Here is a 12,915-nt window from a genome sequence, read left to right on the forward strand (position 1 = left end):
ATTCACCCCTTCTTAAGCGTTGTACAAAATGACGGCGGCTGTCGCCAGCAGATTCAAAAGCGTTATCGGCAGACAGACTTTCCAACCGAAAGCCATCACCTGGTCATAACGTGGACGGGGTAACGAAGCACGAATCAGGATGAACATCATCATGAAAAAGCCTGTTTTCAGCGCAAACCAGACAAACGGTGGCAAGAACGGACCATGCCAGCCACCGAAGAATAAGGTCACCATCAGCGCAGAAACGGTAACGATCCCGATATATTCGCCCACAAAGAACAGACCGAACTTCATACCGGAATATTCAATGTGGTAACCATCGGCCAGTTCCTGTTCAGCTTCAGGCTGGTCAAACGGGTGACGGTGACACACCGCCACGCCTGCGATGGCAAACGTGATAAAGCCGAAGAACTGCGGAATAACGTTCCACAAATGTTCCTGAGAATCGACGATGTCACGCATGTTGAACGAGCCCGCCTGCGCGACCACTCCCATCAGCGATAGGCCGATGAAGACTTCGTAGCTCACGGTCTGAGCGGAAGCACGTACCGCTCCCAGCAACGAGTATTTGTTGTTACTCGCCCAACCAGCGAACAGAACCGCGTAAACCGCCAAACCTGCCATCATCAGGAAGAACAGGATACCGATGTTCAGATCGGCGACACCCCAGGTTGGTGTGATCGGTACAATCGCAAAGGCAATGAGCATTGACGTAAACGCGATCATCGGTGCCAGTGTGAAGATTACTTTATCGGTGAAGTTCGGCACCCAGTCTTCTTTGAAGAACATTTTGATCATGTCAGCGACAAGCTGTAATGAACCGCCCCAACCAACCCGGTTCGGTCCATAACGTCCCTGGAAGAGGCCGAGCAGTCGACGTTCACCCATACTCATGAATGCGCCACAGGTCACCACAACCAGCAGAATCACGACCGCTTTTCCGACGGTGATCAGAATCTCGATTAATTCCGGCGTTAACCAACTCATTGTGCGGCCTCCCGCAGATTTTCAACGGTTGCACCCGCCAGCACCGGTGCAATACCCGGCAAGCCCAGCGGTAAACCAACCTGTCCCTGACTCAATGCCGCACTTAAGCGCAATGGCAGACGTAGCGTTTGCCCTGCACAGGTCAACTCCAGCAACGTACCAGCGTTTACGCCCAGCGTCGCCGCATCAGCCGGGTTCACCATCACGTAAGGCTCTGGCATACGCTGCTGAATCACATCAGAACGCTGTGACATTTCATCACTGCCAAACAGGTGATAATACGGCGCAACGCGCCATTGACCCACTTGTGGGACGAAAGCCGCAGGAATGTTGTCGAAGTACGCCAGCGAACCTTCTCCGGCTTCGATCATACGCACACCCGGATCGCCATGACGCAAATGTCCACCCACTTCATTCTGGAATTTGTTCCAGGCTTGCGGTGAGTTCCAACCTGGCGCCCAGGCAAACGGAATCTGCTGACGATTGGCTGTCGGACTGTTGTTCCCTTCCATTGAGAAGGCAAACATAGTGTCTTTATCGACTGGCTGACGCGGTTCATGCACGCTGATATTGGCACGCATCGCAGTACGTCCACTGGAGCGAATTGGTGAACGCGACAGTTTCTGACCACGAATACGGAACGAGGCGTCTGGTGCGGCATCTTTAATCGCAGCCAACTGCGGCAGCGCAGCGACACACGCGTCAATCACGTTATCCAACTGCGTCCAGTCAACCTGACGGCTGTTATAGGTGATATAGAGTGAGTGCAGCCAGCGCCAGCTTTCCAACATCACAATCTTGTCGTTGTAGTACGTTGGGTCATAAACCTGGAAGAAACGCTGAGCGCGGCCTTCCTGATTCACCAACGTACCGTCGCTTTCAGCAAAGCTGGCGGCAGACAGAATGATGCTGGCCTTGTCCATGATGCGAGTACGCTGATGATCGACCACAATCAGGTTCTCAGCTTTTTCCAGTGCCGCATCAACGCGAGCGACCGGTGCATGACGGTAGAGATCATTCTCCAGAACCACCACGCTGTCGGCTTCGCCGTTTTCCAACTGCACCAGCGCGTCATCCAGCGAACCGCCGCCCATGATTGACAACCCAATGCTGTTTGCAGCAGGTGCAACAAAGGTAATACCGACGTCAGAGCCGCGACTCTTCAGCGCCTTGGCAACGTTTGCCGCAGCAGAGATCACATCTTCGCTGCCCGCGTTAGTGCCGGAAATGATGAGTGGTTTTCTCGCACCAGCCAGTGCCTGTACGATGATATCGACTTTCTGGTCGAGACCTGCAGCCAGATCGGTGACTGCTGGAGCACTGCTATCTAACCCGTGTGCAATCGCAAAACCAAGACGTGCCTGATCGGCAACGGGTGCACGGTAGTTCCATGCAGCAATATCGTCCAGACGGGTATTGTCGACGTTGGTGACAAACAGCGGGTGCTTGGCATGCTGACCAATGTTCATGATCGCCGCAATCTGCCAGTCAGCCACTTTCTGCGCTGCTGCCATTTCGCGAGCTTTGCCTTTAACGGCTTGACGAACGGCCAGCGCGATACGCGCACCGGTCTGTGTTAAATCTTCACCCAGAATCAGAACTGCATCGTAGCCTTCGATCTCACGCAGCGCCGGCGTTCTTACACCGCTTTCGCGCAGCACTTTCAAGATCAGTTGCAGACGATTTTGTTCTTCCTGCGCAATACCGGTATAGAAGTTCTCTGCACCCACCAGCTCACGCAACGCGAAGTTGCTTTCAATGCTGGCACGCGGTGAACCGATACCGATGGTTTTCTTCGCCTGACGCAGAACATCCGCAGCACCTTGCAGTGCCTGATCGGCATTCAGCGCGATCCAATCATCACCACGGCGTTGCAGTGGTTGGTTCGGACGGTCTTTCTGGTTGACATAGCCGTAACCAAAACGGCCGCGATCACACAGGAAATAGTGGTTTACGCTACCGTTGAAGCGGTTTTCGATACGACGAAGTTCGCCATAGCGTTCACCGGGGCTGGTATTACAGCCGATGCTGCACTGTTGGCAGACGCTCGGTGCAAACTGCATATCCCATTTACGGTTATAGCGCTCGGAGTGCGTTTTATCGGTGAATACACCAGTAGGGCACACTTCAACCAGGTTACCGGAGAACTCGCTTTCCAGCGTGCCATCTTCCGGGCGACCGAAGTAGACGTTGTCGTGTGCACCGTAAACACCGAGATCTTTACCATCCGCATAGTCTTTGTAGTAACGCACGCAGCGATAGCACGCGATACAGCGGTTCATCTCATGAGAAATGAACGGCCCGAGATCCTGATTGCGGTGAGTACGCTTGGTGAAGCGATAGCGACGGAAGTTCTGCCCCGTCATAACCGTCATATCCTGCAAATGACAGTTACCGCCTTCCTCACACACCGGACAATCGTGCGGGTGGTTGGTCATCAGAAACTCAACTATCGTCTTACGGAATAGTTTCGCTTCTTCATCTTCAATCGCGATGAACGTTCCTTCGGTTGCCGGTGTCATACAAGACATCACCAGACGACCGCGAGTATCTTCCGCGTTTTGATACTGTTTTACCGCACAGAGGCGGCAGGATCCTACGCTCCCGAGCGCGGGGTGCCAGCAAAAGTAAGGAATATCAAGTCCCAGAGTCAGGCAAGCTTCGAGAAGGTTGTTCGCTCCGTTTACTTCATACTCTTTGCCGTCTACATGAATAGTAGCCATAGTCAGCATGCTTCCATAATGGCCCGTGTTACCACAGGCGCTAATCAAAAATTCTGTATACCCTTATCTTTCAAACCGCAAATGCGTTGGCTACCTGCGCCTTGAAATCTATTGGGTTTATGAGGGTGGCTTATTTGCGCCACCCTGCGGATACATTCACTGCATCTCGCACGTGTTAGGCGCTGGTTTACCAGCGCTCTTTCAACAGGTTAGGCTGAATACCGCCAATCGCTTTAAGGTTGCCTAAATACTGTTTAGAGATACCCGCTTCGAATTCTTCCCGGAAATACTTGATGGCACTTTGCAGCGGCTCGACCGCACCCGGCGCATGCGCACAGAAGGTGTTACCCGGTCCGAGGAAACGGCAAAGCTGCTCCAGCGTTTCGATATCGCCAGGCTGACCTTCACCATTTTCCAGCGCACGCAGAATCTTCACACTCCACGGCAGACCATCACGGCACGGTGTACACCAGCCACAGGATTCACGGGAGAAGAACTCTTCCAAATTGCGCGTCAACGAGACCATATTGATTTCGTGATCGACAGCCATCGCCAGCGCGGTACCCATACGGCTACCTGCTTTTGCAATGTGCTCAAAGTCCATCGGCAGATCGAGATGGCTTTCCGTTAGGAAATCTGTACCTGCACCGCCCGGCTGCCAAGCTTTAAGTTTCAGACCATCGCGCATGCCGCCCGCGTAATCTTCCAGAATCTCACGCGCCGTGGTGCCAAAAGGCAGTTCCCAGAGGCCCGGATTCTTGACGCGGCCAGAAAAGCCCATCAGTTTCGTGCCGGCATCTTTACTTTTACCCGCAGACAATCCCTGATACCACGCCGCACCGTGCTCGATAATCGCGGGCACGTTACACAGCGTTTCGACGTTATTGACGCAAGTCGGTTTGCCCCAAGCACCCGCAGACGCAGGGAACGGCGGCTTGGAGCGAGGGTTAGCACGACGGCCTTCCAGCGAGTTAATCAGTGCAGTTTCTTCGCCGCAGATGTAACGCCCTGCGCCCGTATGCACGAACAGCTCGAAATCAAATCCGCTGCCCAGAATATTCTTACCTAGCAAGCCAGCGGCTTTTGCTTCTTCAATTGCGCGACGCAAGTGAACAGCAGCTTCGATGTATTCACCACGCAGGAAGATGTAGCCGCGGTAGGCTTTCAGCGCAAAGGCGCTGATTAGCATGCCTTCAACCAGCAGATGAGGCTCTTGCTCCATCAACAGGCGGTCTTTATAAGTACCTGGCTCCATCTCATCTGCGTTACATAGCAGATAGCGGATGTTCATGCTTTCGTCTTTCGGCATCAAGCTCCACTTCAAGCCTGTTGAAAAGCCCGCGCCGCCACGCCCTTTCAGACCAGCGTCTTTAACCAGTGAGACCACTTCATCCTGCGCCATACCCGTTAACGCTTTTTGCGCGGCAACATAACCATTTTTACTGCGATACTCATCCAGCCATACCGGCTGTTTGTCTGCGCGTAAACGCCAGGTCAGAGGATGCTGCTCAGCCGTCAGAACAATGTCTTTACTCATTGATACTGCTCCAATAACGATTCAATACCTTCTGGCGTCACATGGCTGTGGGTATCGTCATCAATCATCATTGACGGCCCCTTGTCACAGTTACCCAGGCAGCAGGTCGGCAGCAGCGTGAAACGTCCATCGAACGTTGTCTGTCCCGGTTTGATGCTGAGCTTACGCTCAAGCGCAGCCTGCACGCCCTGATAGCCATTGATGTGGCACACGACGCTGTCGCAATAGCGAATAATATGACGCCCGACCGGCTGGCGATAAATCTGGCTGTAGAACGTTGCCACGCCTTCCACGTCACTCGCAGGGATCCCCAGCAGATCGGCAATCGCGTTGATAGCACCATCAGGTACCCAGCCGCGTGCTTTTTGCACAATTTTCAGTGCTTCGATTGATGCGGCGCGTGCATCTTCGTAGTGATGTTTTTCGTGCTCAATAGCGTCACGTTCAGCGTCACTCAATACAAAAGCATTGTCTTTTGTCAGCGAATCAGCAGCAGGTTGTCCCTGAGCGTCGATATGATCGTGATTGTTGTGATCATGCATAATTAGCGGTCCACATCTGACATTACGAAATCAATACTGCCGAGGTAAACGATCAGGTCGGATACCAGACACCCGCGAATTACAGAAGGAATCTGTTGCAGATGCGCATAGCTCGGCGTGCGAATACGAGTACGGTAGCTCATCGTGCCGCCGTCACTGGTCAGGTAATAGCTGTTAATGCCTTTTGTTGCCTCAACCATCTGGAATGATTCATTGGCAGGCATAACCGGTCCCCAGGAAACCTGAAGGAAGTGGTTGATCAGCGTATCAATATGCTGCAACGTGCGCTCTTTTGGCGGCGGCGTCGTCAGCGGGTGATCCGCTTTGAACGGCCCTTCCGGCATGTTCTTGAGGCACTGATCCAGAATCCGCAGGCTCTGACGCAGCTCTTCAACTTTCAGCATAACGCGGCTATAGCAATCGCTGATGCCGTCGCCTACTGGCACTTCAAAGTCAAAGTTTTCATAGCCGGAATACGGACGCCATTTACGCACGTCGAAACCGATGCCTGTGGCACGCAGACCTGCACCCGTTACGCCCCATTCCAATGCTTCTTTCGCATTGTAGGCGGCAACGCCCTGAGTACGGCCTTTCAGAATGGTATTCTGCAACGCGGATTTGACATACGTGTCCAGACGAGCTGGCATCCAGTCGAGGAATTCACGCAGCAGTCGCTCCCAGCCGCGTGGCAAATCGTGCGCCACACCACCGATACGGAACCAGGCTGGGTGCATACGGAAACCGGTAATCGCTTCAACCAAATCGTAAATTTTCTGGCGGTCAGTAAACGCAAAGAACACCGGAGTCATTGCCCCGACGTCCTGAATATAAGTACTGATATACAGCAGGTGACTATTAATACGGAACAGCTCAGACAGCATCACGCGAATCGTTTTAACGCGATCTGGCACCTCAATACCTGCCAGTTTTTCTACTGCCAGCACGTACGGCATTTCGTTAACGCAGCCGCCAAGGTATTCAATACGGTCGGTATAAGGGATGTAGCTGTGCCAGGACTGACGCTCGCCCATTTTCTCCGCGCCGCGATGGTGGTAACCCACATCAGGCACGCAGTCGACGATCTCTTCGCCATCCAACTGTAGGATAATACGGAAGGCACCGTGTGAAGACGGGTGGTTCGGACCGAGGTTGAGGAACATGAAGTCCTCATTTTCAGTGCCACGCTTCATTCCCCACTCTTCCGGTTTGAACGTCAGCGATTCCATTTCCAGATCTTCTTTCTGCTTAGTCAGCTCGAAAGGATCGAATTCAGTCGCACGCGCCGGATAATCTTTACGCAACGGGTGCCCTTCCCACGTCTTCGGCATCATAATGCGCGTCAGATTTGGATGACCATCGAAGGCCATGCCGAACATCTCCCACGTTTCCCGCTCATACCAGTTGGCATTCGGAAACAGTTTGGTCACGGTCGGCAAATGCATATCATTCTCGGCCAACGCGACTTTTAGCATGATGTCGCGGTTACGCTCGATAGAAATTAAATGATAAAAAACGGAGTAGTCGGCAGCAGGTAAACCTTCACGATGGGTACGCAGACGCTCATCCATACCGTGCAGGTCAAACAGCATGACATAAGGCTTCGGCTGTTTTTTCAGGAATGTGACAACATCGAGTAATTGCTCACGTTTAACCCACACAACAGGAATACCTGTGCGGGTTGCCTGTACAGTAAATGCATCTGGTCCAAAACGGTTACACAGTTCGCCAACGACCGGATCATTAAGGTGATCGCGGGTTTGCCAGCCTGGCTGAGCGAGATCGTGTGTCGTTAAATCTGTCATAAATATGTCACCACATTAAATGTGCTATTTCTGTATCTGATAATGACCGCACACTATTATCGGGGTATTACACGGCCACCGGATTTATCATCTACAGGTCAAATCTCATCAGGCGAACGCAGGTTGGTCACCGCGATTCGCTCGCCGCGTTTGCGCTCACGCTCAGATTGCATGTTGGCGCGGTAAACGCCCTGTTCACCAACCACCCATGACAGAGGACGGCGTTCTTTACCGATAGATTCTTTCAGCAGCAGCAGCGCTTGCATGTAAGCTTCTGGGCGCGGAGGACAGCCCGGAATATACACATCAACAGGCAGGAATTTATCTACACCCTGAACGACGGAATAGATATCGTACATACCGCCGGAATTGGCGCACGCGCCCATGGAAATAACCCATTTAGGTTCAAGCATTTGCTCGTACAGACGCTGAATAACGGGAGCCATTTTGGTAAAGCAGGTACCAGCAACCACCATAAAGTCAGCTTGACGTGGCGACGCACGCAAAACCTCAGCACCAAAACGCGCAACGTCATGGACAGCGGTAAATGATGTCACCATTTCTACGTAGCAACAGGAAAGACCGAAGTTGTACGGCCACAGGGAATTCTGACGACCCCAGTTCACCGTATCGTGTAATGCATGTTCCAGTTTGCCCATATAGACACTGCGGTGAACATGTTGCTCCAGAGGGTCGGAAACGATCTCCTGACGTTGCAGGGGATAACGGTCATTCTCACCGTCCGGCTCTATGCGGGTGAGCGTATAGTCCATCTTAAAATGCCTCGCTGTTACTGCGGATGAGTGTTGGTAGTGTTGATGATGTCTGATTTAACGACTTGTCTCTTGGAACGTACCGGGGTCCAGTCAAGTGCCCCAACGCGTACCAGATAAATCAAACCAGCCAACAGCACCAAAATGAAAATGGTTGCTTCGATGAAGCCAATCCAGCCGCTTTCTTTGATAGACACAGCCCAAGCGTAGAGATAGAGGGCCTCAACGTCGAAGATAACGAAGAACATAGCGACAAGATAAAATTTAGCAGACAGACGTAGCCGCGCTGAACCCACTGAGTCGATCCCGGATTCATAAGGTACGTTCTTGGCTCTGCCTTTTGCTCTCCCGCCCAGCAAGAATCCACCGGTCAGCATGAAGACGCAAAGGCCTATGGCGATGATTAGGAATAGCGCAAACGCCCAATGATGGGCGAGGATTTCAGTAGTTGTTGACATTCTCTTTGCTTACTCATCAAAAGTGGCGGGTAACATCTCTGCTCTATTATCGGCAGTTAATGGGCCACATCGATTAAAAGGAAGGATTAATAACCACAAAAAAGCATGGAAACGTATCAGGTAAGCCTTGCTTGGTATGGTTGAGCCCCTAAATTTGTAACCTTTTTTCAACCTTACTAAAAATAACAGTACATTCCTTTACATGCACGCTGTTTTGTTAACATTTTGTGTTATCACCCGTAGCTAAATCGAGTCAGTACTTTCGTCGGTTAACCAGAGTACAGCGACACAGAAAGCAAGTTTGCTGCGTCACTATACCAGTTTCACAGAAAATGCCTGTTCCCCCATGGGGTTATTAGGGGTATTTTTTGATCCAGCACACATTTTTACCAATTTAGTTAGTAAAAAAATCGAGATGATGGTGGACAAGGGGAGATGCTATTTTTCATAACATAATTTTAAAAAAATAGAACCAGCGTTTTATAAATTACAGGAAACCAATAATCCCGCTACGCATAGTCTATTGATGTGAAATGAAAAACACAAAGTGGGATCAGATTGAGGAAATTGGGTCACTAAGACTCTGTCGACGCTGGTTTAACACGTTAGCCATAAACCATCATCATTCGGGGTGCATCCCTACCCTCCCCGAATGATAGTTAACTACCCATTACGATTAGATCACGTCCTTCAGCGACGGATCGGAAGACAGCTTTCCATTCGCGCTATTTGCGAACATGCCGACAGGCGTAATGTGAGAAGGCTTCCCTGATTCAATCACATTAAAAATTGCCGTCGCCAGTTCACTCTCCTGGTTAGGATTCTGGCAGAGGAAATAACGTGTTTCAGGCAATCTCGGCAACCCTTCCTCCTCGCCTAACACTCGCAGTTCTGGGCTCATCATTTCTACTGAACGCACGGTGACACCCATGCCAGCCTTCACCGCAGCTCGCACAGCAGATAGCGTTGAAGCTACATACGCGATTCTCCAGGGGATCCCTGCGGCCGTCAGTTGCTGCGTAGCCAGCGTACGGAAAGGGCTCGGCTCATCCAGTACAACCAGAGGCACGGGCTCTTGTGCTCGGAATTGATAATCCGCGGCGCAATACCATAACGTCGGAGAGCTACGCAATAACACATGAGGAAACACCACACCGTTCATTGTAGTAATAACCAGATCTATTTTCCCCTGACTCAGCATTTCCATCATTTCAGCGCTGCGTTTTACACTAACGTTGACGGAGAGCTTAGGAAATACGGATGTCACCCGATGTAAAATATAAGGAAGGATAGTGTCTGCAGTATCGTCAGACGCCCCAATGGTCAGCGTACCCTGAATATCGCTGTACATTAATGAAATACAAGCTTCATCATTGAATTGTAGTATTTTTCTGGCATAACCCAGAAACTGGATACCATGTTCGGTCAGTAATTTATTACGCCCGTGCCGAGCAAAAAGCTCCTTTCCGATGAGTTGCTCCAGCCGCTGCATCTGCTGACTGACAGCCGATTGAGTTCGATTGACTGCGGCCGCCGCGGCTGCAAACGTATTTAAATCTGCAACGGCAACAAACGTCCTCAGTAAATCAAGATCGAGATTAAGTACTGGTCGATTTGCACTGGTCATACGATTTTTCACTTATCTATTTTAATTTTAACAAAATATTCCTGGTGTTTTATTACATGTAAAGGTAATGACCGATACATTTAAAGACACTATCGCAGACGCACGATAAGGGCAAAAAAATACTTATATTTCGTTACCCCTATCGCCTTTCCATTGGTAAGACATCATGTAATTAAATGGCTCACCAGCCTTAATCCTTAATTCAATAACAACGACACTTTCTCTTTATTTCATACTACGAAATAAATATGCCCCATACGTAAATAAACGAGCTTTCCCTGTCACCTTATTCTGGCGCTAAAAAAGTGCGGTATGAACCGTCGTCCGCACCCCTACCATATCGCACCATCCAACGAGTACACAACCATATAGTGCAGATGCGCAATCATTTGCAGCGAAAGCGATAATCATTCTTCAAAAGGTATTATAGGAGGAGTACATTAAGCAGGTTATGCTATTCCGTATGGGAATATGCGCTCTCTGCAGAAGGTTCGTACTATTTATGTCTCCGATTGAAAAATCCAAGAAACTGGAGAACGTATGCTATGACATCCGTGGCCCAGTCTTAAAGGAAGCCAAGCGGCTTGAAGAAGAAGGTAATAAAGTCCTTAAACTGAATATTGGCAACCCTGCCCCTTTCGGCTTCGAGGCACCGGACGAAATTCTGGTCGATGTCATCCGTAACCTGCCTACTGCACAGGGCTACTGTGATTCCAAGGGGCTCTATTCCGCCCGTAAGGCTATCGTTCAGCACTATCAGGCGCGCGATATGCGCGATATGACGGTTGAAGACGTCTATATTGGTAACGGTGTTTCTGAACTCATCGTGCAGTCCATGCAGGCGCTACTCAATCCGGGTGATGAAATGCTGGTTCCCGCACCGGATTATCCACTCTGGACTGCGGCGGTTTCCCTGTCTAACGGCAATGCCGTTCACTATCTCTGCGATGAGTCCTCCGATTGGTTCCCCGATCTGGATGATATCCGCAAAAAAATCACGTCTAATACTCGCGGTATTGTCATCATCAACCCGAATAATCCGACGGGTGCGGTCTACAGCAAAGAGTTGCTGCTGGATATCGTGGCTATCGCGCGTGAACACAGCCTGATCATTTTCGCCGACGAAATTTACGACAAAATTCTGTATGACGATGCGCAGCACCACTCTATTGCTGCGTTAGCGCCGGATCTGCTGACAGTCACGTTCAACGGGCTGTCCAAGACATATCGTGTGGCGGGGTTCCGTCAAGGCTGGATGGTACTGAACGGCCCGAAAAAACACGCAAAAGGGTACATTGAAGGGCTGGAAATGCTGGCGTCCATGCGTTTGTGTGCCAACGTGCCAATGCAGCATGCGATTCAGACCGCCTTGGGTGGCTACCAAAGCATCAGCGAATTTATTCAACCCGGTGGGCGTCTGTATGAACAGCGCAATCGCTCATGGGAATTGATCAACCAGATCCCCGGTGTATCGTGCGTAAAACCACGCGGCGCGCTCTATATGTTCCCGCGCATTGATGCCAAACGATTTAATATCCATGACGACCAAAAACTGGTGCTGGATCTCCTGTTACAGGAAAAAGTGTTACTGGTTCAGGGAACCGCATTTAACTGGCCTTACCCGGATCATGTACGTATCGTCACGCTGCCGCGTATTGATGAGTTGGACATGGCAATCCACAAATTAGGACGCTTCCTGGGGCACTATCACCAGTAACCCAGCAGTAATCGAACCACTCATCGCCGGGCCGTCGTCGCCCGGCGAAAACCTGACCTTCGTTTGCATAATCTTCGGCAAATGCTCACAATAGACGCCCACGATATCGATATTTCACCGTGCTGTTGTCTGAGAGATCGCCATGAATCAGAGCCACTTTTTCGCCCACTTATCCCGTCTAAAACTTATCAGCCGTTGGCCATTGATGCGCAACGTGCGCACGGAAAACGTCTCCGAGCACAGTCTTCAGGTCGCCTTTGTCGCTCACGCGCTGGCGGTAATCAAAAATCGTAAATTTGAGGGTAATCTGAACGCAGAACGCATCGCGCTATTGGCGATGTATCATGACGCCAGTGAGGTGCTGACTGGTGATATGCCGACACCAATCAAGTACTACAACGCGCAGATCGCGCACGAGTACAAGAAGATAGAGAAGATTGCGCAGCAGAAACTGATCGAGATGCTGCCTGAAGAGTTGCAGCAGGATTATCGGATGCTGCTGGATGACAGCTACACCAGCGAAGAAGAACGCGCCATCGTTAAGCAGGCAGACGCACTTTGCGCCTACCTGAAGTGCCTGGAAGAATTATCCGCAGGAAACGCGGAATTCACGCTTGCCAAAGCGCGGTTGGAAAAGACACTACAGCTGCGCCATAGCTCGGAAATGGACTACTTCATGACGGTGTTCGTTCCCAGCTTCAGTCTGTCGCTCGACGAAATCAGTCAAGACTCTCCGTTATAACGAACAT

10 protein-coding genes are annotated in these 12,915 nt (G+C 50.9%); 2 read left to right on the forward strand and 8 right to left on the reverse strand.

From position 1 onward, the window contains the following. Nucleotides 1-12: 12 nt before the first annotated feature. The 8 genes from nuoH to lrhA form a co-directional block, all read right to left on the reverse strand. Nucleotides 13-987 (reverse strand): NADH-quinone oxidoreductase subunit NuoH, encoded by a 975-nt coding sequence (gene nuoH / locus GZ59_RS14595; RefSeq protein WP_011094550.1) that lies wholly within the window; start codon nt 985-987, stop codon nt 13-15. Continuing rightward, on the reverse strand, nt 984-3,710 hold the full coding sequence (gene nuoG / locus GZ59_RS14600) for an NADH-quinone oxidoreductase subunit NuoG (RefSeq protein ID WP_039292775.1): 2,727 nt from the start codon (nt 3,708-3,710) through the stop codon (nt 984-986). The genes nuoH and nuoG overlap by 4 nt, the downstream gene beginning before the upstream one ends. 187 nt (nt 3,711-3,897) lie before the next feature. Beyond that, nucleotides 3,898-5,247, reverse strand: a complete 1,350-nt coding sequence (gene nuoF, locus GZ59_RS14605) for an NADH-quinone oxidoreductase subunit NuoF (protein WP_011094552.1) — start codon at nt 5,245-5,247, stop codon at nt 3,898-3,900. After that, entirely contained in the window at nt 5,244-5,789 is a 546-nt protein-coding gene (nuoE, locus tag GZ59_RS14610) for an NADH-quinone oxidoreductase subunit NuoE (protein WP_039292778.1), read from the reverse strand. The genes nuoF and nuoE overlap by 4 nt, the downstream gene beginning before the upstream one ends. Nucleotides 5,790-5,791: 2 nt before the next feature. Next, nucleotides 5,792-7,591: an NADH-quinone oxidoreductase subunit C/D gene (gene nuoC / locus GZ59_RS14615; protein ID WP_011094554.1), complete on the reverse strand. Its 1,800-nt coding sequence runs from the start codon at nt 7,589-7,591 to the stop codon at nt 5,792-5,794. Nucleotides 7,592-7,689: 98 nt separating this feature from the next. Next, nucleotides 7,690-8,364, reverse strand: coding sequence for a NuoB/complex I 20 kDa subunit family protein (locus tag GZ59_RS14620; RefSeq protein ID WP_005969846.1), 675 nt, complete (start codon nt 8,362-8,364; stop codon nt 7,690-7,692). Between the two features lie 17 nt (nt 8,365-8,381). Then, the gene (locus GZ59_RS14625) at nt 8,382-8,822 is read right to left on the reverse strand and encodes an NADH-quinone oxidoreductase subunit A (protein WP_011094555.1); all 441 of its coding nucleotides are present in this window, start codon (nt 8,820-8,822) and stop codon (nt 8,382-8,384) included. A 676-nt stretch (nt 8,823-9,498) separates the two neighbouring features. After that, nucleotides 9,499-10,449, reverse strand: coding sequence for a transcriptional regulator LrhA (lrhA, locus tag GZ59_RS14630; protein ID WP_011094557.1), 951 nt, complete (start codon nt 10,447-10,449; stop codon nt 9,499-9,501). Between the two features lie 502 nt (nt 10,450-10,951). On the opposite strand from lrhA, the gene GZ59_RS14635 reads away from it, so the two are divergent. Continuing rightward, nucleotides 10,952-12,166 carry a pyridoxal phosphate-dependent aminotransferase gene (locus tag GZ59_RS14635; protein ID WP_011094558.1) on the forward strand — a complete coding sequence of 405 codons (1,215 nt, stop codon included), beginning with the start codon at nt 10,952-10,954 and terminating at the stop codon, nt 12,164-12,166. A 142-nt stretch (nt 12,167-12,308) separates the two neighbouring features. After that, complete coding sequence (gene yfbR, locus GZ59_RS14640) at nt 12,309-12,908, forward strand: 5'-deoxynucleotidase (RefSeq protein ID WP_039292783.1); 600 nt, start codon at nt 12,309-12,311, stop codon at nt 12,906-12,908. Nucleotides 12,909-12,915: the final 7 nt, after the last annotated feature.

It is taken from the genome of Pectobacterium atrosepticum, from assembly GCF_000740965.1.
GTDB lineage: Bacteria > Pseudomonadota > Gammaproteobacteria > Enterobacterales > Enterobacteriaceae > Pectobacterium > Pectobacterium atrosepticum.